Source organism: Candidatus Symbiopectobacterium sp. NZEC135 (assembly GCF_025962695.1).
The window spans coordinates 1-759 of sequence record NZ_JAGFPF010001037.1 but is presented as its reverse complement, the minus strand read 5'-3'; the positions used below and the strand labels follow the sequence as shown (position 1 = coordinate 759).

Annotated in this window: 1 pseudogene; it reads left to right on the top strand. The window is 60.7% G+C overall.

The window, feature by feature from the left end:
- Positions 1-741 (top strand): annotated as a pseudogene (locus J5224_RS32270) (hypothetical protein); the annotation flags it as partial.
- Positions 742-759 lie beyond the last annotated feature (18 nt).

Below are 759 nucleotides of genomic sequence, written 5' to 3'. Positions count from 1 at the left end.
GGAGGCCAAATGACAGACACGCCATCGACCGAAACAGAGAAAACAACCGCAGAGCGGGAAGCGGAAGCCCGCACACGCCTGCGTGCGGAGAGGACCCCACATACGCAGGCGCAGCGGCATGATCCCAACCAGCCTGAAGTGGCGCGTTTTCGTAAAACCTCCGGGCATCGCACACTGATTGTCATCCTGCTGAGTCTGGCCTTATCGATAGCACTGTCGCTGGGTGGTAGTCGCTTTTTTGGTACGCTGAAAACAGGAGGAAAGAATGAGGCAGGAAGCGCGTCACCCTCAGGCGTTACGCCAGCGCCTGTGCGCCGCAATCTGGGTATGGACAGCGACCCTTTCGGGCTGTCCGGGCAACAGACACCGCCTTCCGTCACAGCCCCTGCCACCCCACGTGCCGCCACGTTGCCCCCTGAACCGCCAACGTTAAATAAGGCGGCGGCGCTGGCCGACAGCACCGGTACAACCACAGCCGCCTCAGAGCGCAGTTCGAGCGTCCCCTCTGCGACATTGGTTAAGGGCAAAGAAGAGCAGCCATACAGCAGTGAACAGAACGCGTCGCCTTCAGACAGTCCCCATGACCGCCCGGCATTAGCCCCCATTACCCATGTCAGGCGGCTGGGGCTCGATCCCGATCTGTATATCCCGGTTGACCGCTATATCCCCTGCTCAATGTTGCGGCGTATTGTTTCCGAGGTGGGCGGACGGGTCTCCTGCCTGGTGGGTGAGGATGTCTAAAGCGCCAGCAACCACGTC